Consider the following 22,505-nt stretch of genomic DNA (forward strand, 5'->3'; position numbering starts at 1 on the left):
GCTCAGCCTCCGTTGCCCTGCTGGCTGGTGATCGCCGGCGCGCCCTCCACCGGGTGCGGGACGCCGATCACCTTCCCGTCCGGCAGCCGGATGTAGGCCAGCTCGTCGGAGTCGACAAGGCCCAGCTTGCGGGCGTTGGCGGTCAGGTTGCCGGGCGCCTTCTGGTCGGCGATCTCCTTCTCCAGCTGCTGCTGGTCGACGTCGAGCTTGGCCTGCTGCTGCTGAAGCTTCTCCAGCTTGAAGGCGTTCTCGTTGATCTTGGTGTTGACCGCCAGGATGCCGAGCACCCCGCCGACCACGAGCACCAGGATCAGCCCGACGAACGGCGCCCGCGGCACGCGGACCGGCGGCGGCGGGGCGACCCGCAGCCGCGGCGAGGTCGTGCCGGTGGCCTTCGTGCGCTCGGCCGGCCGCAGCGCGGCGCTGCCCTGGGTGGGGAACTCGCGCGCCCCCCGGGCGCGAGTCTCCCCCCGGCGGTCGGGCCGGTCGGCCGCCACCGTCGACGTGGTGCGCGGGGCACGCTGCGCCGCGGTCCGGCCCCCCGACCGCGGTGCGCGCTGCCCGATGCCGGTGTCCCGGCCGTCGCGCTGGTTGACGTTCATGTCCCCTCCCCCTCTTCGTCCGTCCCGTTCCCGTCCCCCGGCGCCGACCGGGGGTCCGTTCCGGACCCCGGTGACCCCGTCCCCGGTTGGTGCATCGCCTTCACCCGGCGGCGGTACCGTTCGCGGTCGGTACGCCCCTGCCGGGCCGCCTCCGGGTCGAGCCGTTCCGCGGCCCGCAGCCGCACCGAGGCGGCACGCGGGTTCGCCGCGACCTCGGCCTCCCCGGGCAGCTCCGCGCCCCGGCTCAGCAGCCGGAACGTCGGACCCGACCCGGGCAGTTCGACCGGGAGGTCGACCGGGCCCTTGCTGCGGACCCGGTCGGCGAGCGCCTGCTTGGTGAGCCGGTCCTCCAGCGAGTGGTAGGACAGGACCACCATGCGGCCGCCCACGGTGAGCTTGTCCAGAGCGGCCGGCAGCGCCGTCTCCAGCGCTGCCAGTTCCCTGTTTACCTCGATCCGTAAAGCCTGAAACGTTCTCTTTGCCGGGTGTCCCCCGGTTCGTCGGGCTGGTGCCGGAATGCTCTCCCGGACCAGCTCGGCCAGCCGCGCCGACGAGGTGATCGGCGCCCGCTCGCGCTCCCGGATGATCGCCGAGGCGATCCGCCCGGCGAACTTCTCCTCGCCGTACACCCGCAGCACCCGGGCCAGGTCCGGGTGGGAGTAGGTGTTGACCACCTCCTCGGCGGTCACCCCCCGGGTCTGGTCCATCCGCATGTCCAGCGGCGCGTCCTGCGCGTACGCGAACCCGCGGTCGGGCGCGTCCAGTTGCAGGGACGAGACGCCGAGGTCGAACAGGATCCCGTCGATCGCCGGGTAGCCCAGCCGGTCGAGCACGTCGGGCAACTCGTCGTAGACGGCGTGCTCCAGGTGGATCCGGTCGGCGAACCGGGCCAGCCGGACCCGCGCGTGGGCGAGGGCCTCGGTGTCCCGGTCCAGGCCGATCAGCACCGTGTCCGGGTGCGCCTCGAGCACCGCCTCGGCGTGCCCGGCCAGGCCGAGCGTGGCGTCGACGTGCACGGTGCGGCCGGGCCGGCCCAGCGCGGGGGCCAGCAACTCGAGACACCGCTCGAGCAGCACCGGCACGTGCGTGCCGCGTAGCTCCCCCATCTCGACCCCCACTGGTTGAAACCCGCTTCCGTCCCTGCGTCCGTCGTCGTCACGGCGCCTCGCCATACCGCCAGATCCCCATCCGCTCCCGCCCGCCGGAGGCCGCGGCCCTCCGTATCGGATCGTGCGCCTGGCACCGGGGAAGGGGTGCCAGGAACTCGAAAGCGGGTGGAGATCTCGCAGTACGTCGGGCGCCGTCACGCCCTACAGACCGCCGGGCAGCACCCCCTCCTCGATGTCGGCGAAGTCGTCTTCGCTCTCCGCGAGGTAGGCCTCCCAGGCCGCCCTGTCCCAGATCTCCACCCGGGTGCTCGCGCCGATCACGACCAGGTCGCGGTCGAGCGCGGCGTACGACCGGAGGTGCCCGGGGATGGTGACCCGTCCCTGCTTGTCCGGCACCTCGTCGTGCGCGCTGGCGAAGAAGACCCGGCTGTAGGCCCGGGCCGCCTTGCTCGTCATCGGCTGCGCGCGCAACTGGTCGGCGATCCGCTGGAACTCGGGCATCGGGAAGACGTAGAGGCAGCGCTCCTGCCCTTTGGTGATCACGACACCCCCCGCCAGCTCGTCCCGGAACTTCGCCGGAAGGATCAACCGGCCTTTGTCGTCCAGGCGCGGAGTGTGGGTGCCGAGGAACATCGGCCCAACCCCCTCGCCCTGAGCGGCGTTCGCGGCGCCGCTGACCCCCCGGGCCGGTGTGGCCCTCCCGGCCTCACCATCGCGCCCCACTCTACTCCACTTCCCTCCACCCGCAACCAGAAACGCCCGCGTGGCGCGTCGTTTGCGCGCGCAAAACAGCACGTCAACGGGGGTGGGGCGGAGTGGAGGGGCGCGGCGCGCCCCGAGGGCGGTCCGCTTCCCGACATTGATCGACTCCGTCCGGCGGAGCACCCGGTGGCCGTCCGCCGGACGTCCCCGGCCGAACGGATCGCCGTCGGCGGCGATCTGGGGGGCCCGGTGGTCCGGTAACCTCGCTCGGGTGACGGACGCGAAGATGCCCCTGCGGGCAAAGGTGGCCAGCTCCGTGTCGCGGACCGCCGCGGCGCTGTCGCGGGCCGCGGGCCGTGGCGACGGCTCGGTCATCGGCGGGTGGATCGGCCTCAAGATCGACCCGGACCTGCTCGCCCACCTCTCGGCCGGGCGGGCCATCGCCCTGGTGTCCGGCACCAACGGCAAGACCACCACCACGCGGCTCACCACCGCCGCCGTCGGCGTGCTGGGCCGGGTCGCCACCAACTCCTTCGGCGCCAACATGCCCACCGGGCACACCTCGGCGCTGGCCAAGGCCGGCAGCACCCCCTACGCGGTGCTGGAGGTGGACGAGCACTACCTCGCCCAGGTGCTGGAGGCCACCGAGCCGCACGTCGTGGCGCTGCTCAACCTCTCCCGCGACCAGCTCGACCGGGCCAAGGAGGTCGCCATGATGGCGCAGCTCTGGCGCGCCGCGCTGGTCCGGCACACCGACGTGCGGGTGGTCGCCAACGCCGACGACCCGATGGTCGTGTGGGCCGCCACCCCGCCGGCCGACCCGGCACAGGGCCACGTCCCGCCGCACGTCACCTGGTTCAGCGCCGGCCAGCGCTGGCACGACGACTCCTGGGTGTGCCCCGAGTGCGGCTCCACCATCCAGCGCTCCGGCGAGCAGTGGTGGTGCACCGGCTGCCCGCTGCGCCGCCCCCAGCCGCAGTGGACCGTCGAGGACGACGGCGTGCTCGACCCCACCGGCGCCTGGCACAAGGTGCAGCTCCAGCTACCCGGCAAGGTCAACCTCGGCAACGCGGCCACCGCCCTGGCGGTCGCCGCCGAGTTCGGCGTACGCCCCGTGGACGCGGTCTCCCGGCTCGGGGTGGTCACCTCGGTGGCCGGCCGCTACGCCCAGGTCGACCGGGACGGGCGCAACATCCGGCTGCTGCTCGCCAAGAACCCGGCCAGCTGGCTGGAGGCGTTCGACATGGCCGACGTCGCGCCGACACTGCTCTCCATCAACGCCCGCGACCCCGACGGGATGGACACCTCCTGGCTCTTCGACGTCGACTTCTCGCCGCTGGGCGGCCGGCAGGTGCTGATCACCGGCGACCGGGCGTACGACCTGGCGGTCCGGCTCGACGTCAACGGCGTGCCGTTCCAGCACGTCCGGACCTTCGACGACGCGGTCCGGGCGGTGCCGCCGGGCCGGCTGGAGGTCATCGCCAACTACACCGCCTTCCAGGACATCCGAGCGGAGCTGGACCGTGTCAACTGAGAGCCTGCGCATCGTCTGGATCTATCCCGACCTGCTGTCCACCTACGGCGACCGGGGCAACGCGCTGATCCTGGCCCGCCGGGCCCAGCTGCGCGGCATGCCGGTCGAGGTGCTGGAGGTCCGCTCCGACCAGCGGCTGCCCGCCACCGCCGACATCTACCTCATCGGCGGCGGCGAGGACGGCCCGCAGGCGCTGGGCGCGCAGCGGCTCATCGCCGACGGCGGCCTGCACCGGGCGGTGGCGCAGGGCTCGGTGGTGTTCGGCGTCTGCGCCGGCTACCAGCTGCTGGGCACCTCCTTCTTCGCCAAGGGCACCCGCTGCACCGGGCTGGAGCTGCTGGACCTCTCCTCCGACCGGGGTCCCACCCGGGCGGTCGGCGAGCTGGCCGGCGAGGTCGACCCGCGCCTCGGCATCCCCTACCTGACCGGGTTCGAGAACCACGGCGGGCGGACCCACCTCGGCCCCGGCGTCTCGCCGCTGGCCCGGGTGACCGCCGGGGTCGGCAACGACGGCACCACCGAGGGCGCCTGGCGCGGCAAGCTGCTCGGCACCTATTCGCACGGCCCGGCGCTGGCCCGCAACCCCCACCTGGCCGACCTGCTGCTGCGCTGGGCCACCGGCGTCCACCAGCTCCCCCCGCTCGACGACACCTGGGCCGACCGGCTCCGGTCCGAGCGCCGCGCCGCGGTGGCCGCCGCCGCGAGGGCATGATCGGGGCCGCCCGACCGTGGCGGCGACGAACCAGCCGGTTCGTCCGGTTGCTCCGGCAGCCGTCGGCGCGCCGGTTCGCAGTGCTGCTCCTGCTGCTGGCCGGGTGCGGCGTCACGCTGCTGCTGGTCCCCCGCCCGGACCCGGGCGACCTGCCCCGGCTGGCCCACTCCCTCGGCGGGTACGCGCCGGTCGCCGCCGTGGTGGGCGGCGCGCTGCTGCTCGTGGCACTGGTCCCGCGTACCTTCGTCACGCTGGCCGCCGGGGCGATCTTCGGCCCGGTGCAGGGTGCCGCCTACGCCCTCGGCGCGGCATTGCTCGCGGCGGCCGTCGGCTTCGCGGTCGGCCGCCTGCTGGGCCGACAGTTCGTCGCCGAGCGGGTCCGTGGCCGGCTGGCCCGGCTGGACGGCTGGTTCGCCCGGCAGAGCGTGTTCGGCGTGATGACCGTCCGGCTGCTGCCGATCGCCGGGTTCGGGCTGGTCAGCTACGGCTACGGCACCACCGGGGCGCGGGCGCTGCCGTTCCTGGCCGGCAGCGTGATCGCCGCGGCCCCCACCGCGATCGGCTACGCGGCCATCGGCGCGGCGGTCAGCTCCCCCGGCTCGATCAACTGGTACGCCGCCGCCCCGGCCAGCCTCGGCCTGATCGCCAGCGTGCTCATCATCCACCGCTGGTGGCGCGCGGAGCGGCAGCGCCGGCTCGGCCCGAGCTGAGCTGACCGTGGGCGAGGAACGGCTGCCCGGGGGCTTCGTCACCGCCGTGGTCCGGATCGGCGACACGGTGCGCCGCACTCCCCCGGCCCGAGCCGACTTCGTGGCCGCCCTGCTGCGCCGCCTGGCCGCCACGGCGCCCGGGCTCGCGCCCGCGTACCTCGGGGTGGACGAGCAGGGCCGGCAGGTGCTGACCCACCTCGACGGGCTGGTGCCCTGGCGGGACCGGGAGGACGCATCCTTCTTCTCCGACGCCGCGCTGACCCGGCTGGCCGAGCTGATCCGGGCGCTGCACGACGCCTGCGCCGGCAGCCCGCTGGCCGGCGACGCGGAGACGGTCTGCCACCGCGACCTGTCGCCGAAGAACACCGTCTACCGGGACGCGCCGGCCGGGCCGCTTCCGGTGGCGTTCCTGGACTGGGACCTGGCCGGGCCGGGCCGGCGGATCGAGGACGTGGCCTTCGCCGGCTGGCACTGGGCCGCGCTGGGCGGCGACGCCGACCCGGCCGAGCTGGCCCGGCGCTGCCGGCTGCTGTGCGACGCCTACGAGGCGGCGGCCCCCGGGGTGGCCCTGCCCCGGGGCGAGCTGGTCGCCGTCATGCTCGACCAGCTCGACGGCACGTGGCGGGGCATCGACGCCGGCGCCGACCGGGACGAGCCCGGCATGCGCCGGCTCCGCTCGGCGGGCGCGGTCGACGCGGTACGCGGCTGGCACGACTGGCTGCTCCGGCACCGCCCGACGGTCGAGACGGCGCTCCGGACCGGTTGACCGTGGAACACGCCGGAGGCGCGCCCCGAACGCGGGACGCGCCTCCGATGGACCCCACGGGTCAGGCGACGACCGAGACCATCCGGCCCTGCACCACGATGACCTTGCGCGGCTCCTTGCCGGCCAGCGCGCCGGCCACGGCCTCCAGCGCGGCCGCGCGGACGTCGTCCTCGGACGCGTCGGCGGCCACCTCGACCCGGCCCCGGACCTTGCCGTTGACCTGCACCGGGTACGTCACCGTCTCGGCGACCAGCAGCGCCGGGTCGGCGGCCGGGAAGTCCGCGTACGCCAGCGAGGTGTCGTGGCCCAGCCGCCGCCACAGCTCCTCGGCGACGTGCGGGGCGAACGGCGCCACCATCAGCACCAGCGGCTCGGCCACCTCGCGCGGGGTCTCCGCCAGCCGGGTCAGCCCGTTGGTCAGCTCGATCAGCTTGGCGATGGCCGTGTTGAACCGGATCGCCTCCATGTCGCCGCGGACCCCGTCGATCACCTTGTGCAGCAGCCGCCGGGTGGCCTCGTCGGCCGGCGCGTCGGTGACCCGCACCGCGCCGGTCTGCTCGTCGACCACCGCGCGCCAGACCCGCTGCAGGAACCGGTAGGAACCGACCACCGCCCGGGTCTCCCACGGGCGGGACACCTCCAGCGGGCCCATCGACATCTCGTACACCCGGAAGGTGTCCGCGCCGTACGCCGCGCACATGTCGTCCGGGGTGACGACGTTCTTCAGGGACTTGCCCATCTTGCCGTACTCGCGCTTGACCTCCGTCTCGCCGTGGAAGTAGCGGCCGTCGACCTCGACGACCTCCTCGGCCGGCACGTAGGCGCCGCGCGGGTCGGTGAACGCGTACGCCTGGATGTAGCCCTGGTTGAACAGCCGGCGGAACGGCTCGAAGGACGAGACGTGGCCCAGGTCGTACAGCACCTTGTGCCAGAAGCGCGCGTACAGCAGGTGCAGCACGGCGTGCTCGGCGCCGCCGACGTACAGGTCGGTGCCGCCGCAGTCGCCCGCGCCGCGCGGCCCCATCCAGTACGCCTCGTTCTCCGGCTCGGCGAAGCGCCGCGAGTCGGTCGGGTCCAGGTAGCGCAGCTCGTACCAGCAGGAGCCGGCCCACTGCGGCATCACGTTGGTCTCCCGGGTGTAGCGCTTCGGCCCGTCACCCAGGTCCAGCTCCACCTCCACCCAGTCGCGCCGCCGGGACAGCGGGGTCTCCGGGTTGCTGTCGGCGTCCTCCGGGTCGAACGTCTTCGGGGAGAAGTCGTCGACCTCGGGCAGCTCGACCGGCAGCATCGACTCGGGCAGCGCGATCGGCGCCCCGGTCTCGTCGTAGACGATCGGGAAGGGCTCGCCCCAGTAGCGCTGCCGGGAGAACAGCCAGTCCCGCAGCCGCCAGGTGACCGCGCCGGCGCCGTGCCCGGTGGCCTCCAGCCACTCGATGATCCGCGCCTTGGCGTCGGCCACCCCCAGGCCGTTCAGGTCCAGGCCGCGGTCGGGGGCGGCGCTGTTGATCGCCGGGCCGTCACCGGTCCACGCCTTGCCGGCGAAGCCCTCCGCCGGCTGCACGGTGCGCACGATCGGCAGGTCGAAGACCTCGGCGAACTCCCAGTCGCGCTCGTCCTGGGCCGGCACCGCCATGATCGCGCCGGTGCCGTAGCCGGCCAGCACGTAGTCGGCGATGAAGATCGGGACCTGCCCGCCGGTGACCGGGTTGGTCGCCCAGGCGCCGACGAAGACGCCGGTCTTCTCCTTGGTCTCCGCCTGCCGCTCCACGTCCGTCTTGGCCGCGGCGGCCTTCCGGTACGCCTCGACGGCGGCCCGCGGGCTGGCGTGCCCGCCGGTCCAGGCGTCCTTCGTCCCGGCCGGCCACGCGGCCGGCACCAGCACGTCGACCATCTCGTGCTCGGGGGCCAGCACCATGTAGGTGGCGCCGAAGACGGTGTCCGGCCGGGTCGTGAACACGCGGACCGGGCCGCGCTCGGTCGGGAAGTCGATGTGCGCGCCGGTGGACCGGCCGATCCAGTTGCGCTGCTGCAGCTTGATCGGCTCGGGCCAGTCCAGCGTGTCCAGGTCCTCCAGCAGCCGGTCCCCGTACGCGGTGATCCGCATCATCCACTGCTTCAGGTTCCGCTTGAAGACCGGGAAGTTGCCCCGCTCGGAGCGGCCGTCGGCGGTGACCTCCTCGTTGGCCAGCACCGTGCCCAGGCCCGGGCACCAGTTCACCGGCGCCTCCGAGACGTACGCCAGCCGGTGGTCATCGACGATCTTCCGCCGCTCGCCCACGGTCAGCTCGGACCACGGCCTGCCGTCCGGGGTGGGACGGGTGCCCCCCTCGAACTCGGCGATCAGCTCGGCGATCGGGCGGGCCCGGCGCGCGTCGGCGTCGTACCAGGAGTTGAAGACCTGCAGGAAGATCCACTGGGTCCAGCGGTAGAAGTCGGTGTCGATGGTCGCCACGGACCGCCGCTCGTCGTGGCCCAGGCCCAGCCGGCGCAGCTGCGCCTTGTACCGCTCGATGTTGGCCACGGTCGTGGTGCGGGGGTGGGTGCCGGTCTGCACCGCGTACTGCTCGGCGGGCAGGCCGAACGCGTCGAAGCCCATCGCGTGCAGCACGTTGCGCCCGGCCATCCGCTGGTAGCGGGCGTAGCAGTCGGTGCCGATGTAGCCCAGCGGGTGGCCGACGTGCAGGCCGGCACCGGAGGGGTAGGGGAACATGTCCAGCACGTACAGCTTCTCGGCGCCCGCCCGCGGGTGGTCCGGGTCGGCCAGCGGACCGGCCGGGTTCGGCGCGTGGAAGGTGCCCTCCCGCTGCCAGGCGTCCTGCCAGCGGTGCTCGATCTCCTCGGCCAGGGCGGCGGTGTACCGGAACGGGGGGATGTCGGTCGCCGGTGCGGCTGCCTCACTCATGGCGTGTCTCCTCGGCGCGGGTCATGTCGGATATGGGAGGTCTGCTGCGGGCACAAAAAAGCCCCTCGCGCAGGAGGGGCCGCCGTGCTGTCGCGCGCTCAGCGCATCAGCACGGCTCGGTAAGAAGCAGGAAGACTCCGGCCATGACCGGCAGTGTACCCCGCCGGCCGGCCGCGCCTCGCGCCCGTTGCCGGCAGGTGGGACGGCGCGGTGCGGCGGGGTCACGCCGGCGGGTACGGATCGGGCCGGGCGAACCGCTCGGTGTCGGTGACGAACCCCCAGCACTGCTTGGCGTTGAAGATCACCGCCTCCTTGCAGTATTCGGGGCTCGACGTCGCGGTGGCGTCGGGCCGCCTCCACCGCCCGTACCGCCCGGGATCGCCGCCCGGCAGGCGGTGTGGTGGGGCGTGAGGTGCACGTGGTCGTCGTACAGGTGCCAGCGGGCCGCCCCGCCGCCCAGCCGGACCCCGCCGTCACCGGTGTCGCCGTAGATGTTCCGATCCCGCCGCACCGGCCCACCTCCCCGCCGCCCTTGGCACAGGAACCGGGACCGGGCTACCCGTGTGCGAGCCGGCCACACGTCCCCCGGTCCGGCGAATATTCCGGGCGTAACCGGCCGACGGCCTGCGGGGGTCGGCGACAACGAGAAACATGGTTAGCCTGAGAGACCAGTGAGATTTTTGCGGCAGAAGAGGCTCGGCGTCGCGAACCCAACGGCGGGTCCAGGTGCTCTATACAGAGCTGCCGTCCGGCGACGAGGAGGAGGCCCGTGACACAACAGACCTGGGACGAGGTGGGCGGTCTGCTGCCGCACGACGAGTTCCGCGCCGCCAGCGAGGCCATCGTGGCCAACATCGAGCAGGTCATCGAGGGCAAGACGGCCACCGTCCGGCTCGCCCTGGCGGTGCTGCTGGCCGAGGGCCACCTCCTGATAGAGGACGTGCCCGGCGTCGGCAAGACCAAGCTGGCCAAGGCCCTGGCCCGCTCGATCGACTGCTCGGTGCGCCGGATCCAGTTCACCCCCGACCTGCTGCCCAGCGACGTCACCGGTGTCAGCGTCTACAACCAGGAGACGCACGACTTCGAGTTCCGTCCGGGGGCCGTCTTCGCCAACCTGGTGGTCGGCGACGAGATCAACCGGGCCTCCCCGAAGACCCAGTCGGCGCTGCTGGAGTGCATGGAGGAGCGGCAGGTCACCGTCGACGGCGTGACCTACCAGTTGCAGACGCCGTTCATGGTGATCGCGACGCAGAACCCGATCGAGATGGAGGGGACCTACCCGCTGCCGGAGGCGCAGCGCGACCGGTTCACCGCCCGAATCGCGATGGGCTACCCGGACGCGGGCGCCGAGCTGGCCATGCTGGACGGCCACGGCGCCACCGACCCGCTGCACGAGCTGCGGCCGGTCTCCGACGCGGCCACCGTCCGCCGGCTGATCGGGCACGTCCGGCAGGTGCACGTCGCCGACGCCGTCAAGCAGTACGCCATCGACCTGGTCACCGCCACCCGCGAGGCCCCCGACCTGCGGCTCGGCGCGTCCCCGCGGGCCACCCTCCAGCTGCTGCGCACCGCCCGCGCGGTGGCCGCCCTGGAGGGCCGCGACTACGTCCTGCCGGACGACCTCCAGGCCCTCGCGGTGCCCGTGCTGGCGCACCGGATCATCCCGACCGCCGACGCGCAGCTGGCCCGGCGCACCACCGACGCGATCGTCGCCGAGCTGGTGCACCGTCTCCCGCTCCCGCACGACCGCAAGCGCTCCCCGTACGACACCCGGCCCGGCAACACCGGTCGCGGGCCGTACGAGCCGCGGAGGCCGTGACGTGCGCGACGGGCTGCGAGGGCTGACCACCCGCGGCCGATCCTTCCTGGCGGCCGCGGTGGCCGCCGCGATCTCCGCCGCCATCCTGGGCGAGAAGGACCTGCTCCGGGTGGCCGTCCTGCTCGCCATCCTGCCGCTGCTCGCGGCGGCGTACGTCGGGCGCAGCCGCTACAAGCTCGCCTGCAACCGGTCCCTGGAGCCGCACCGGGTGCCGGTCGGGGCGAACTCGCGGGTGGTGCTGCGGCTGCAGAACCTGTCCCGGCTGCCCACCGGCACCCTGCTGCTGGAGGACCGGCTGCCCTACGCGCTGGGCAGCCGCCCGCGGGTGGTGCTGGAGCGCCTCGGCGCCCACCAGGCCAGCTCGGTGGCGTACACGGTCCGGGCCGACGTGCGCGGCCGCTACGAGGTCGGGCCGCTGGTGATCCGGCTGACCGACCCGTTCGGGCTCTGCGAGCTGAGCCGGGCCTTCCCCAGCACCGACCACCTCACGGTGATCCCGCAGGTCACCCCGCTGCCACCGGTCCGCCTCCCCGGCGAGTACGCGGGCAGCGGCGACAGCCGGGCCCGCTCGGTGGCGGTGCACGGCGAGGACGACGCGGCCACCCGGGAGTACCGGATGGGTGACGACCTGCGCCGGGTGCACTGGAAGTCGACGGCCCGCACCGGCGAGCTGATGGTGCGCCGGGAGGAACAGCCCTGGGAGAGCCGGGCCACCGTGGTGCTGGACACCCGCGCCCTCGGGCACCGCGGCGAGGGGCCCACCGCGAGCTTCGAGTGGGCGGTCTCGACGGCCGCCAGCATCGCCGTGCACCTGCGCCAGGCCGGCTACAAGCTGCGCCTGGTCACCGGCAACGGTGCGGACGTGGACGCCACCGAGGCGGGCGGCGAGGGCGTGCTCCTCGACCACCTCGCCGAGGTGCACCTGGACAAGCGCGGCGAGCTGACCACGCTGGTGCAGCAGGTCCGGCAGCGGTCCGACGGCGGGCTGATCATCGCGCTGCTCGGCACGCTGAGCACCGCCGAGGCCGAGCTGCTCGCCGGGCTGCGCGGCAACGGCGCCACCTGTGTGGCCTTCCTGCTCGACAGCAACACATGGCTGAACCTGCCGCCGAAGGCCCGGGCCGAGGCGGAGCACGCGCACGGCGCCGCCGCGCTCGCCCTGCTGCAGAGCGGCTGGCGGGTCATCGGGGTGGAGCACGGCAACCGGCTGCCGGTGCTCTGGCCGCAGGCGGGCCGCGGGTCGCAGGGCTTCGCGCTGCGGGCGGCGCTGGCCGAGACGGTGGCCGGAGGCGTGCGATGACCGGAAGGGTGGACCCGTGACCGCGCACCGCAACCTCGGCTTCGTCGCCGCGGCGGCGACCCTGCTGGCGGCGGCCCCGCTGTCGGCGATCTTCGAGCGCTGGACCTGGCTCATCCAGGCGGCCATCGTGGTCGCCGTGGTGGCCGGCGCGGCCGCGCTGAGCCGGCTGGCCCGGGCGCCCCTGTGGGGCCAGGTGCTGGCCATGCTGGCCGGTCTCACGCTCGCCCTGACCTGGGTGTTCCCGGGTGGCACCGAGTTCTTCGCGTTCGTGCCCACCCCGGCCACCTTCGCCCACTTCGGCGACCTGCTGGCCGCCTCGCTGTCGGACATGCGCTCCTACGGCGTGCAGGTGCCGGACGTGGACTCGCTGCTCTTCCTCGCCGTGCTGGGCATCGGCGCGGTGGCCGTGGTGGTCGACGTGCTCACCGTGGGGTTGCGCCGGCCGGCGCTGGCCGGGCTGCCCATGCTGGCCATCTACTCGGTGCCCGTGGCGGTCTATGTGGACAGCGTCCCCGCCACCCCGTTCGTGGTGGGCGCCTGCGGCTACCTGTGGCTGCTGGTGACCGACAACGTCGACCGCGTACGCCGGTTCGGCCGCCGGTTCACCGGCGAGGGGCGCGACGTCGACGTCTGGGAGGCGTCGCCGCTGGCCGCGGCGGGCCGCCGGCTGGCCGTGGTCGGGGTGGTCCTGGCGGTGGCCCTGCCGCTGGCCGTGCCCGGGATGACCGGCGGGCTCATGAGCAACGTCGGCAACGGCAACGGCACCGGCAACGGGCGGCCGGGCCAGGGCGGCAGCCCCGGCCGGATCGACCTCTTCGCCGCGCTCAGCGGCCAGCTCAACCAGACCGAGGTGACCGAGCTGGTCAAGGTGACCACCAACGAGCCGGCGCCGTTCTACCTGCGCTTCGGGGTGGCCGACGAGCTGCGGCCGGACGGCTTCCGGGTGCGGGTGCCCACCGGGCGGCCCGCCAACCGGAACCTGCCCGACCCGACGGAGCGCGGCGGCCGGGGCGTGACGCAGCAGCGCTACCGGGCCAGCGTCGAGGTGACCAAGAACCTCACCATGCCGCTGCTGCCGGTCTACTCGGAGCCGGTGAAGACCGAGGACCTGAGCGGCAACTGGCTCTACGACACGAATCTCCAGATCGTCTTCTCCAACCGGGAGAGCTCCCGGGGCAAGCGCTACGCGTTCGACTACGTCCGCTCCACGTTCAGCCCGGCGGCGCTGCGCGCGGCGCCGTCCCTGCCGGCCGACGACGCGGTGCTGGCGCAGCAGACCGTCACGCCGTCCGTTCGCGGGGTCGAGCGGCTCGTCGACCAGCTGGTCAAGGGCCGCACGAACGACTACGACAAGGTCCGGGCGATCTACGACTACTTCTCGGTGGAGAACGGGTTCACCTATTCGCTGTCGACGCGCAACGGCACCAGCGGGGATGACATCACCGACTTCCTCGCCACCAAGGTGGGCTTCTGCCAGCAGTACGCCGCGGCGATGGCCTGGCTGGTCCGGTCGGCCGGCATCCCGGCGCGGGTGGCGTTCGGCTTCAGCAACGGCAGCAACGCCGGCGACGGCACGTACGTGCTGACCAACAAGAACCTGCACGCGTGGACCGAGGTCTACTTCGGCGGGATCGGCTGGGTGCCCTTCGACGCCACCCCGGCGGCGAGCGTCCAGGGGTCGGTCCGCTCGGCCTGGGCGCCGGACACCGACGCCCCCGAGGACGTCACGCCGGTCCCGGGAAGCACCGCCGCGCCCGGGGGTGTCGACCCGTCGGCCGGCGCGGACGACCCGGACCGCCTCGACAAGGACGCCGACCAGGGCCTGGCCGTCGGCGACAGCGGTCCGACCCGGCAGAGCCCGGTCTGGCCGTGGTGGGTGGCCGGCGTGCTCGCCCTGCTGGTGCTGCTCGCGGTGCCGGCCCTGCGCCGCTCCGCGCTGCGCCGGCGCCGGCGCGCCCGGGCGGCCGTGCCCGCGGCCACCACCCTGGCCTCCGTGCCCGGGCAGCGGGGCGAGGTGCGCGAGATCGTGGTCGGTGTGGACGCCGACCGGGCCCGCGCGGACGCGCACGCCGCCTGGGACGAGCTGCTCGACACGCTTGTCGACTTCCACGTCCGGGTGGACCTGACGGAGACCCCCCGGACGACCGCCGAGCGGCTGACCCGGGAGGCGCTGGTCGAGGACGCGGATGCGGTGACCGGCGTCCGGCTGCTGGGCCGGGCCGAGGAGCGGGCCCGCTACGCCCGCGACCCGCTGACCGGCGAGGAGTTGCAGCCGGCCCTGCGGTCGGTTCGCGGCGCCCTCGCGGCGCGGGCGGACCGGCGTACCCGGCTGCTGGCGGCCCTGCTGCCGCCGTCGGTGCTGCTGCGCTGGCGGACCGCCCTGACCGATCGCTCGACCCGGCTGGTCACCACGACCGGGCAGGTGCGGCAGCGGCTGCTGCGCTGGAACCCGCGTCGTCTCCTGGCGGGCCGACCGGCCCGCTGACCCGGTTCCGCCCGCCGGCGCTCCCCCGCCGACGGGCCGGACCGGGTCCCCAAACCCCGTCCTGCGCGCGGGCGCGGGCGCCGAAGCTGGCGCGTCGATCAAGAAGTTTGCGTCAGGAAACGGGCCCGCGCCGACGCGAACTTCTTGATCGACGCGGCCTGGGGCGCGGGGCGCGGGGCGCGGGCGCGGGCGCGCGCGGGCGCGGGCACGGGCGGGGAGGATCGGGGCGCGCGGAAGCGACAACGCTCGCCGGGCGAGGCCGGCGATCCGCCGTCGCGAGGACCCGCCCTCGTCAGGGGCGGGACATGCTCAGCGGTGGCCCTCCGGGCGCTGCCGCCAGCGGTCCTCCATCCGGTCGAGGAAGGAGCCCCGGCGGCCGCTGCGGCCACGGGGACGACGACGGCTCGTCGTGCCGCCGACCACGTGCAGGTCGGGCGACTGGGATCGGCGGTGCGACTGCACCGCGTAGCCCAACGAGGCCAGCATGACGACGAAGCCCGCCACGGCCAGCGGAGGCGTCTTGATCACGGCACCGTAGATCAACAGGGCCAGACCAGCGATGACCACGCCGGCAGCGACGAGCACGCGACGCCGCGCGTGGAAACGCGGGTCGCTGGCGCGCACGGCCGAGGCGAATTTGGGGTCCTCGGCAAGCGACCGCTCGATCTGCTCGAACAGCCGCTGCTCGTGCTCCGAGAGCGGCACGGCACTCCTCCCCGGTCACATTGGTCGACCCGGGCGGGCCGACAGACCGTGGCAGCCAACCGGCTGCTTACCCGCAAGTCTACGAGGGGGCTCGCGCGTCGGAAAGCGGGACGACCTACGGCCGGGTCGGTTTTTCAACTCGCCGCGGATCACGCTTCCCGAGAAGACTGGCCGGACCTATGACGGACCGCCCGAATCGGGCGGCCGCCGCGTCGGCCGCCGCCTCCGCTTCCCGCCAGCCGCGCTCGGGCGCACCCAGGGTGAGCTGCTGCGGCGTCTCCTCCGCCGCGGCCAGCCCCTCCATCCGGACGCCGACCAGGCGGACCGGCTCACCGGGGGCGAGCGCAGTCCAGAGCGCCCAGGCCGTGTCGAACATCTCCCGGGCGGTGTCGGTGGGCACACCGAGCGTGCGGGAGCGGCTCACCGTGCGGAAGTCGGCCAACCGGACCTTCAGCGACACGGTCCGCCCCACCTGGCCCGCCGCGCGCAGCCGGGCGCCGGCCTTCTCGGCGAGGGCCAGCAGCGCGCGCCGGATCTCCGTCGGGTCGGTGACGTCGGTGTCGAAGGTGACCTCCGCGCCGATCGACTTCTCCACGTGCTCCGGGGAGACCCGGCGGGGGTCCCGCCCCCAGGCCAGCTCGTGCAGGTGGCCGGCGGACGCTTCGCCCACCGCCCGGCGGAGCAGGCCCGGCGGCGCCTCGGCCAGGTCGCGCACGGTGCGCAGGCCGAGCCGGTGCAGCGCCTCGGCCGAGCGCTCCCCCACCCCCCACAGCGCGGCCACCGGCAGCGGGTGCAGGAACTCCAGCACCCGGGCGGCGGGCACCACGAGCAGGCCGTCCGGCTTGGCCCGGGTGGAGCCGAGCTTGGCCACGAACTTGCTCGGCGCCACCCCGACCGAGCAGGTCAGCTCCTGCTCCTCGGCCACCCGGCGGCGGATCAGCCGGGCGATCTCGGTGGGGGTGCCGAAGAGCCGCCGGGCGCCGGCCACGTCGAGGAACGCCTCGTCCAGCGAGAGCGGCTCGACCAGGGGGGTGACGTCGCGGAAGATCCGCATCACCGCCCGGGACGCCGCCGAGTATTGCGTGAAATCCGGTGGCAGGTAGACCGCCTGCGGGCAGAGCGCCCGGGCCCGGGCCGTGGGCATGGCGCTGCGGACGCCGAAACGGCGGGCCTCGTAGCTGGCCGAGCTGACCACCCCGCGCGGCCCGATCCCGCCCACCACGACCGGTTGGCCGCGCAGCTCGGGGCGGCGGCGCACCTCGACCGAGGCGAAGAAGGCGTCCATGTCGACGTGCAGGATCGGGCAGCCGGTGTCGTCGGCGTCCGGCCCGAAGCGCGGATCACCGCCCCGGGGCAACGACTGGCTGCGGCCCATCCCCGCAGGTTAGCCGCCCGGTCCGACACTCTCGCCGGCGCGCGGCTCAGCCGCGGACCACCAGCAGCGGGATGGTCATCTCGGCCGCGGTGTCCGCGCCGTGGTAGGCGACCAGCCGGGACTCGATCGGCTTCTCCGAGCGGGTCGCGACCACCGCGTACGTGCCGCGGCAGACCACCACCACGTCGCCGATCCGGCCCAGGTGCGCCTCCGGCACCGGGCCGAACCAGCCGGTGGCCACCGCCTCCGCCCGGGTCAGCACCCGGGCGGCGCCGTCCAGCACCGCCGACCAGGCGGCCACCACGTCGGCCGTGGCGCCCGGCTCGACGTGCAGGTAGCGGACCCGGGGCTCGCCGGCCACCACCCGGACGCCGGCCCGCAGCCGGGGGTCGGTGTCCAGGTCGATCCGGTGCTCGTCGGGCACGTCGAGCTGCCCATGGTCGGCGGTGACCAGCAGCGCGGCGTCCGGCGGCAGCCCGTCGACCAGCCGGGCGAGCAGCCGGTCCACCTCGGCGACGGCCAGCCGCCAGGGCGCGGAGTCCACGCCGCTGAGGTGCCCGTGCCGGTCCAGGTCCGGGTGGTAGCCGGAGACCAGGGTCGGCCCGGAACCGGCCGACAGGGCGGCGAGCATCCGCTCGGCGAGCGCGTCGGGGCCGGCCGCGCCCCGGTAGTCGCCGCCCCGGTTCGCGGCCAGGGTGAGGCCGCTGCCGGCGTACTCGGAGCGGCTGACCACGGTGACCGCCACCCCGGCGGCCCGCGCCCGCTCGTACCAGGTGGCGACGGGCTGCCAGCGCAGCGGCTCCGGGTCGCCGGCCCACTCGATGTGGCTGAGCACCCGGTCGGTGCCGGGCACCCGCACCTTGAAGCCGAGCACCCCGTGCGCGCCCGACGGGGTGCCGGTGCCGAGGCTGACCAGGCTCGTCGGGGTGGTGGAGGGGAAGCCGGTGGTGAGCGGGACGCCGACCGTGGCGGCCAACCCGGCGAGCGTCGGCGCGTACGGGGCGGCGGTGGGGATCTGGTACCAGCCGAGCCCGTCGACCAGCAGCACGGCGATCCGCCGCACCCCGGCCAGCCGGGGCGTCAGGCCGAGCAGGTCGGCGGCGCCGGGCACGCCGAGCAGCGCGAGCGCGCTGGGCAGCACGTCGGCCAGGCTGCCGCCGCCGTAGCGGGGCGCGACCCGGTCGAGCGGACCCACCGCCGGGCCGGTCATGCCGGGCGGCGGGCGAACAGGTGCAGCTGGGCGGCGAGGTCACGGTACGGCGGCCGGGCGGCCAGGGCCCGCTCCAGCTCGACCAGAGCGGCCGGCTGGCCGTCCGACACGGCGGCGGGGAGCAGGTCGGCGAGCACGCGTACCCCGTGGATCTCCTCCACGGTGAGACCGGCGGAGGCGAGCAGAGCGGTGGCGCCGTCGGCGTCGTAGCGGCGGCGCAGGGTGTCCCGGGGGCCGGCGGTGCCGGCCGGGTCGGCGGCCAGCGCGGCGGCCACGTCCAGGTGGCCGTTCATGGCCCGGGCCAGCACGGCGGCGGCCCGGCCGGCGACCAGCACGCTGGCCGCGCCACCGGGGCGCAGGGCGGCGGCCAGCGCGGCGACCACCGGGGCGGGATCGTCCACGACCTCCAGCACCGAGTGGCAGAGCACCAGGTCGGCGGTGGCCGGCTCGACCAGCCCGGCGAGCGCGTCGCCGTCGCCCTGCACGGCGCGTACCCGCTCGGCGACCCCGGCCTCGGCGGCCCGGCGGGTCAGCGCGGCGAGCGCGTCGGGGCTGGCGTCGACGACGGTGACCCGGTGGCCGGCCTCGGCGAGCGGGACGGCGAAGCCGCCGGTCCCGCCGCCGACGTCGAGCACGGTGAGCCGCTCGCCGGCCCGCCGGTCCAGCTCGGCCCGGAGCACCGCCCAGATCACGGCGGTGCGGGGGGTGAGGGTTCGGGTGCGGTCCACGCCGCCGAGCCTAGTCACCCCCGGGCCCGGGGTCAGGACTCGCCACCGCCGGCGGGGTCCTCCTCGGCGCGGGACCGCTGGGCGTTGGCCACCGGCCCCTCGGTCACCTGGTATTCCCGCGGCTCCACCTCGTGGGTGGGCGCCCAACCGGCGCCCAGCCGGGTCCGCCGGGCGTTCGCCACGCCACCGGGGTACGTGCTGTGAAAGGTCATCGGTTCATCCCCCATACCCGGGTGGGCCACTCTGCCCACCCGTGCCGGGAGTCTCCCGCCTCCGGGGCCCGGAAACCGTAATGTGGATCACTAAGCTCAACGGAAATCCCGGGACGCCGGCGTGACGGGCGGCTCGATCGCGTCCAGCCGGTCCGCGGTGAGGCTGATGACACCCTCGTGCCGCTGCAACCGACCCCGCACCACCAGCGCGCCGCTGGTGCGGGCGATTCGACGGTAGCGCTGCCAGAGCCCCGGGGAGCAAGTGATGTTCAGCATGCCGGTCTCGTCCTCCAGGTTGAGGAAGGTGACCCCGCCGGCGGTCGCCGGGCGCTGCCGGTGGGTGACGATCCCGCCGACCCGGATCCGCTGCCCCGGCTCCACCCGGCCCAGCCGGGCGATCGGCACCGCGCCGAGGGCGTCCAGCCGCTCCCGGATGAACCGGGCCGGGTGGCTCTCCGGGGACAGGCCGGTGGCCCAGACGTCGGCGACCAGGCGGTCCACCGCCTCCATTCCGGGCAGGGTGGGCGGGGTCGTGCCGGTCACCGTGCCGGGCAGCCGGCCCGGCCGGTCCTGCGCCGCCGCGCCGGCGGCCCAGAGGGCCTGCCGCCGGGTCAGCCCGAAACAGGCGAAGGCGTCCGCGGTGGCCAGCGCCTCCAGGTGCGCCGCGGTCAGGCCGACCCGGCGGGCCAGGTCCGGCATGTCCCGGTACGGCCCGTGGGCCGTACGCTCCGCCTCGATCCGCTCGGCCACGTCGTCGCCGAGGGTACGCACGCTGCCCAGCCCCAGCCGGACCGCCGGGCCGCCCAACCCCCAGGCGTGCGGCGGCTCGCCCGGCTGGCTTCCCCACCGGGTCTCCGGGGTGGATTCCAGCACCGCCTTCGCGCCGCTGGCGTTGATGTCCGGCCGGCGGACCTCGACGCCGTGCCGGCGGGCGTCGTCGACCAGGGTCTGCGGCGAGTAGAAGCCCATCGGCTGGGCGTTGAGCAGCGCGGCCAGGAAGGGGCCCGGGTGGTAGCGCTTCAGCCAGGAGCTGGCGTACACCAGGTAGGCGAAGCTCATGGCGTGGCTCTCCGGGAAGCCGTAGCTGGCGAACGCGGTGAGCTTGCGGTAGACGTCGTCGGCCAGCTCGCCGGTGATGCCCCGCTCGGCCATCCCGGCGTAGAGCCGGTCGGCGATCTGCGCCATCCGCTCCACCGAGCGCTTCGCCCCCATGGCCCGGCGCAGCTGGTCGGCCCCGGCCGCGTCGAAGCCGGCCAGGTCGATGGCGAGCTGCATGAGCTGCTCCTGGAACAGCGGCACGCCGAGGGTCTTCTCCAGCGCGTTGCGCATCAGCGGGTGCGCGAAGGTCACCGGCTCCTGGCCGTTCTTGCGCCGGATGTACGGGTGCACCGAGCCGCCCTGGATGGGGCCGGGACGGATCAGCGCCACCTCCACCACCAGGTCGTAGAACTCGCGGGGCTTGAGCCGGGGCAGGGTGGCCATCTGGGCGCGGCTCTCCACCTGGAACACCCCGACCGAGTCGGCCCGGCAGAGCATGTCGTAGACCTCGGGGTCGTCCAGGGTCATGTCGCCCAGGTCGAGGCTCATGCCGATCAGGTCGTAGCCGTAGTGCAGCGCGGAGAGCATGCCGAGGCCGAGCAGGTCGAACTTGACCAGGCCGACGGCGGCGCAGTCGTCCTTGTCCCACTGGAGCACGCTGCGGCCGGGCATCCGCCCCCACTCCACCGGGCAGACCTCGATCACCGGCCGGTCGCAGATCACCATGCCGCCGGAGTGGATGCCCAGGTGCCGGGGGAACGTCTGCAGCTCGTTGGCGTACGCCACCACCTGCTCGGGGATGTCCTCCACGTCGACCGCCGCGACCGAGCCCCAGCGGTCGATCTGCTTGCTCCAGGCGTCCTGCTGCCCGGGCGAGAAGCCGAACGCCTTGGCCACGTCCCGCACCGCCGACCGCGGCCGGTAGGAGATGACGTTGGCGACCTGGGCGGTGTGCTCCCGGCCGTACCGGGCGTAGACGTGCTGGATCACCTCCTCCCGGCGGTCGGACTCGATGTCCACGTCGATGTCGGGCGGGCCGTCCCGCTCGGGGGCGAGGAACCGCTCGAAGAGCAGCCGGTGCCGCACCGCGTCCACGTTGGTGATCCGCAGCGCGTAGCAGACCGCCGAGTTGGCCGCCGAGCCCCGGCCCTGGCAGTAGATGTCCTGCTCCCGGCAGAACGCGACGATGTCGTAGACCACCAGGAAGTAGCCGGGGAAGCCCAGGTCCTCGATCATGCGCAGCTCGTGCTCCAGCTGCGCGTACGCCTCCGGGTGCGCCTCGGGCGGGCCGTAGCGCTCCCGGGCGCCGGCCATGGTGAGGTGGCGCAGCCAGCTCATCTCGGTGTGCCCCGGCGGCACCGGGTACGCCGGCAGCTGCGGCGCGACCAGTTGCAGGTCGAAGGCGAGTTCCGCGCCGAACTCGGCGGCCCGGGCCACCGCACCCGGGTACGCGGCGAACCGCGCCGCCATCTCCGCGCCGCTGCGCAGGTGGGCGGTGGCGGCGGCGGGCAGCCAGCCGTCGATCTCGTCCAGGCTGCGCCGGGCCCGCACCGCCGCCACGGTGGTGGCCAGCCGGCGCCGCCCCGGGGCGGCGTAGTGCACGTTGTTGGTGGCCACCGTGGGCAGCCCCGCCGCGGCGGCCAGCTCGGCCAGCGCGTCGTTGCGGTCGGCGTCGAGCGGGTGGCCGTGGTCGGTCAACTCCACCGCCACCGTCTCGGCGCCGAAGAGCGCGGTGAGCCGGTCCAGCTCCCGGGCCGCCGCGTCGACACCCTCGGTGAGCAGCGCGCCGGGCACGTGCCCCTTGCGGCAGCCGGTGAGCACCAGCACGTGGTCGCGCAGCTCGGCGGCGACCTCCTCCAGCTCGCCGTAGACCGGGCGGCCCTTCTCCCCGCCGCGCAGCTGCGCCCGGGCGATGGTGGCGGCGAGCCGGGCGTACCCCTCGTGGCCGTGAGCCAGCACCAGCAGGTGCGCGCCGTGCGGGTCCGGCTCGCCGTTCTGCGGGCCGGGCAGCCCGAGGGAGAGCTCCGCGCCGAAGACCGTCGGCAGGTGCAGCGCGCGGGCCGCCTCGGCGAAACGCACCACGCCGTAGAAGCCGTCGTGGTCGGTGACGGCGAGCGCGGTGAGCCCCAGCCGGGCGGCCTCCTCGGCCAGCTCCTCCGGGTGGCTGGCGCCGTCGAGGAAGCTGAAGTTGGAATGCGCGTGGAGCTCCGCGTAGGGCACCGTGTCGTCGGGGCGGGGCAGCTCGGGCGGCGCGTACTGCTGCCGCTTGCGGCTCCACGCCGGGGAGTCGCCGCCGTCGGCGTCGACCGCGAGCGGGTCCACCACGTGCAGGTGCCGCTCGCCCCTGGGCCGTCCCTTGCCGGGCCGCCCGCCGGACCGCCCCTCGGGCCGCCCGGAGAGCACCTGCTCCAGCTCGGACCAGGGCATCTTCGGGTTGTGGAAGCTCACCGGCCGCCTCCTGGGCGGTTCCGCGTCGAGATCTTGGAACCTCGCGGCCCCCAGAGGGGCCGAATTCCTCCAAGATCTGACTCCACCCTCGCCGGGAGGCGGATGACCGTTGGCCGACTACAAACTTGATGACGCGAATGAATCGCGG

17 protein-coding genes are annotated in these 22,505 nt (G+C 74.6%); 7 read left to right on the plus strand and 10 right to left on the minus strand.

The genetic code is table 11. The features are described from left to right. Positions 1-2: 2 nt before the first annotated feature. From ACQP12_RS24510 to mraZ, 3 genes are all read right to left on the minus strand, one after another. A complete protein-coding gene (locus tag ACQP12_RS24510; protein WP_254338328.1) occupies positions 3-602 on the minus strand; it encodes a hypothetical protein in 600 nt (199 codons plus the stop codon). After that, positions 599-1,708, minus strand: a complete 1,110-nt coding sequence (gene rsmH, locus ACQP12_RS24515) for a 16S rRNA (cytosine(1402)-N(4))-methyltransferase RsmH (protein WP_357939889.1) — start codon at positions 1,706-1,708, stop codon at positions 599-601. The genes ACQP12_RS24510 and rsmH overlap by 4 nt, the downstream gene beginning before the upstream one ends. A 204-nt stretch (positions 1,709-1,912) precedes the next feature. After that, positions 1,913-2,344 carry a division/cell wall cluster transcriptional repressor MraZ gene (mraZ, locus tag ACQP12_RS24520; RefSeq protein ID WP_073831045.1) on the minus strand — a complete coding sequence of 144 codons (432 nt, stop codon included), beginning with the start codon at positions 2,342-2,344 and terminating at the stop codon, positions 1,913-1,915. A gap of 355 nt (positions 2,345-2,699) precedes the next feature. On the opposite strand from mraZ, the gene ACQP12_RS24525 reads away from it, so the two are divergent. From ACQP12_RS24525 to ACQP12_RS24540, 4 genes are read left to right on the plus strand one after another with little or no spacing between them, the layout of a single operon-like run. Beyond that, positions 2,700-3,947 (plus strand): MurT ligase domain-containing protein, encoded by a 1,248-nt coding sequence (locus ACQP12_RS24525; RefSeq protein WP_357940077.1) that lies wholly within the window; start codon positions 2,700-2,702, stop codon positions 3,945-3,947. Then, positions 3,937-4,659, plus strand: a complete 723-nt coding sequence (locus ACQP12_RS24530) for a type 1 glutamine amidotransferase (RefSeq protein WP_357939887.1) — start codon at positions 3,937-3,939, stop codon at positions 4,657-4,659. The genes ACQP12_RS24525 and ACQP12_RS24530 overlap by 11 nt, the downstream gene beginning before the upstream one ends. Continuing rightward, positions 4,656-5,369, plus strand: coding sequence for a TVP38/TMEM64 family protein (locus ACQP12_RS24535; RefSeq protein ID WP_433282344.1), 714 nt, complete (start codon positions 4,656-4,658; stop codon positions 5,367-5,369). Before ACQP12_RS24530 ends, ACQP12_RS24535 begins: the two co-directional genes overlap by 4 nt. 7 nt (positions 5,370-5,376) lie before the next feature. After that, positions 5,377-6,135 carry a phosphotransferase gene (locus ACQP12_RS24540; protein WP_433282346.1) on the plus strand — a complete coding sequence of 253 codons (759 nt, stop codon included), beginning with the start codon at positions 5,377-5,379 and terminating at the stop codon, positions 6,133-6,135. A gap of 61 nt (positions 6,136-6,196) precedes the next feature. Here the strand turns inward: ACQP12_RS24540 and leuS are convergent, their stop codons facing one another. Beyond that, the gene (leuS, locus tag ACQP12_RS24545; RefSeq protein ID WP_433282348.1) at positions 6,197-9,037 is read right to left on the minus strand and encodes a leucine--tRNA ligase; all 2,841 of its coding nucleotides are present in this window, start codon (positions 9,035-9,037) and stop codon (positions 6,197-6,199) included. 769 nt (positions 9,038-9,806) lie between these two features. Here leuS and ACQP12_RS24550 point away from each other — a divergent pair. Genes ACQP12_RS24550 through ACQP12_RS24560 form a run of 3 tightly spaced genes read left to right on the plus strand, consistent with a single transcriptional unit; the run spans position 9,807 to position 14,641 of the window. Then, the gene (locus ACQP12_RS24550; protein ID WP_357939877.1) at positions 9,807-10,856 is read left to right on the plus strand and encodes an AAA family ATPase; all 1,050 of its coding nucleotides are present in this window, start codon (positions 9,807-9,809) and stop codon (positions 10,854-10,856) included. Position 10,857: 1 nt separating this feature from the next. Further along, positions 10,858-12,156 (plus strand): DUF58 domain-containing protein, encoded by a 1,299-nt coding sequence (locus ACQP12_RS24555; protein ID WP_433282352.1) that lies wholly within the window; start codon positions 10,858-10,860, stop codon positions 12,154-12,156. A 16-nt stretch (positions 12,157-12,172) separates the two neighbouring features. Then, on the plus strand, positions 12,173-14,641 hold the full coding sequence (locus tag ACQP12_RS24560; RefSeq protein WP_433282354.1) for a transglutaminase TgpA family protein: 2,469 nt from the start codon (positions 12,173-12,175) through the stop codon (positions 14,639-14,641). A gap of 309 nt (positions 14,642-14,950) precedes the next feature. On the opposite strand, the gene ACQP12_RS24565 is transcribed toward ACQP12_RS24560, so the two are convergent. From ACQP12_RS24565 to ACQP12_RS24590, 6 genes are all read right to left on the minus strand, one after another. Then, entirely contained in the window at positions 14,951-15,346 is a 396-nt protein-coding gene (locus ACQP12_RS24565; RefSeq protein WP_091268111.1) for a DUF3040 domain-containing protein, read from the minus strand. Between the two features lie 115 nt (positions 15,347-15,461). Then, entirely contained in the window at positions 15,462-16,721 is a 1,260-nt protein-coding gene (locus ACQP12_RS24570) for a DNA polymerase IV (protein ID WP_433282356.1), read from the minus strand. Between the two features lie 46 nt (positions 16,722-16,767). Next, a complete protein-coding gene (locus tag ACQP12_RS24575; RefSeq protein ID WP_433282357.1) occupies positions 16,768-17,931 on the minus strand; it encodes an alkaline phosphatase family protein in 1,164 nt (387 codons plus the stop codon). Then, complete coding sequence (locus tag ACQP12_RS24580) at positions 17,928-18,677, minus strand: methyltransferase domain-containing protein (protein WP_433282359.1); 750 nt, start codon at positions 18,675-18,677, stop codon at positions 17,928-17,930. Before ACQP12_RS24580 ends, ACQP12_RS24575 begins: the two co-directional genes overlap by 4 nt. Before the next feature lie 14 nt (positions 18,678-18,691). Next, the gene (locus ACQP12_RS24585) at positions 18,692-18,871 is read right to left on the minus strand and encodes a hypothetical protein (RefSeq protein WP_313719185.1); all 180 of its coding nucleotides are present in this window, start codon (positions 18,869-18,871) and stop codon (positions 18,692-18,694) included. Positions 18,872-18,967: 96 nt separating this feature from the next. After that, positions 18,968-22,357 (minus strand): error-prone DNA polymerase, encoded by a 3,390-nt coding sequence (locus tag ACQP12_RS24590; protein WP_433282362.1) that lies wholly within the window; start codon positions 22,355-22,357, stop codon positions 18,968-18,970. Between the last annotated feature and the right edge of the window lie 148 nt (positions 22,358-22,505).

Source organism: Micromonospora sp. CA-244673 (assembly GCF_050948395.1).
Lineage (GTDB): Bacteria > Actinomycetota > Actinomycetes > Mycobacteriales > Micromonosporaceae > Micromonospora.

Excerpts from the sequence above, each read along its gene's own strand:
- ACQP12_RS24510 (WP_254338328.1), bottom strand. The coding sequence starts at position 602 with ATGAACGTCAACCAGCGCGACGGCCGGGACACCGGCATCGGGCAGCGC.
- ACQP12_RS24570 (WP_433282356.1), bottom strand. The coding sequence starts at position 16,721 with ATGGGCCGCAGCCAGTCGTTGCCCCGGGGCGGTGATCCGCGCTTCGGG.
- ACQP12_RS24525 (WP_357940077.1), top strand. The coding sequence starts at position 2,700 with ATGCCCCTGCGGGCAAAGGTGGCCAGCTCCGTGTCGCGGACCGCCGCG.
- ACQP12_RS24535 (WP_433282344.1), top strand. The coding sequence starts at position 4,656 with ATGATCGGGGCCGCCCGACCGTGGCGGCGACGAACCAGCCGGTTCGTC.
- leuS (WP_433282348.1), bottom strand. The coding sequence starts at position 9,037 with ATGAGTGAGGCAGCCGCACCGGCGACCGACATCCCCCCGTTCCGGTAC.
- ACQP12_RS24585 (WP_313719185.1), bottom strand. The coding sequence starts at position 18,871 with ATGACCTTTCACAGCACGTACCCCGGTGGCGTGGCGAACGCCCGGCGG.
- ACQP12_RS24575 (WP_433282357.1), bottom strand. The coding sequence starts at position 17,931 with ATGACCGGCCCGGCGGTGGGTCCGCTCGACCGGGTCGCGCCCCGCTAC.
- rsmH (WP_357939889.1), bottom strand. The coding sequence starts at position 1,708 with ATGGGGGAGCTACGCGGCACGCACGTGCCGGTGCTGCTCGAGCGGTGT.
- mraZ (WP_073831045.1), bottom strand. The coding sequence starts at position 2,344 with ATGTTCCTCGGCACCCACACTCCGCGCCTGGACGACAAAGGCCGGTTG.